Origin of the sequence: Phaeobacter sp. SYSU ZJ3003 (genome assembly GCF_041300735.1) — a bacterium.
GTDB lineage: Bacteria > Pseudomonadota > Alphaproteobacteria > Rhodobacterales > Rhodobacteraceae > Phycobacter > Phycobacter gallaeciensis_A.
The window spans coordinates 1-344 of the sequence record NZ_PXNU01000069.1 but is presented as its reverse complement, the minus strand read 5'-3'; the positions used below and the strand labels follow the sequence as shown (position 1 = coordinate 344).

The window sequence follows — 344 nt, the reverse complement described above, 5'->3', positions numbered from 1 at the left end:
AACACCACCATCGCTGCCGACAATATAGTCATCGGTTGCAACACTATAGCTGTCCCCGACGATGGAGAAGCTCCCGTCGAACGTCCCGTCCTGCGGAAGAAACGAGCTGTGCAGGTGATAGTTCTGCAGCGTTACCGTGCTCTCATAGGAGGTGCCCGCCCCAAGGGTCAGGATCGTGTCGTTGCCCACGTGCTCGAGCGAGATCGTCACGGCAGCACCCGGACCAAAGCTGTTCAGCTGCAGCACATCGCCGTCATTGAACCCCTCAATCACGTCATGGCCGGAGCTGGTGCCTTCGCCGTTTGCGTCCGCAGGCACCACGTCAATGTAGTAGGTATCGGCCC

At 59.3% G+C, this 344-nt stretch carries 1 protein-coding gene; it reads right to left on the bottom strand.

Translation table 11 applies throughout. The annotated features are described in order from the left end of the window. On the bottom strand, positions 1–344 hold a 344-nt coding region (locus C6W91_RS18870; RefSeq protein WP_370571350.1), incomplete at both ends, for a hypothetical protein.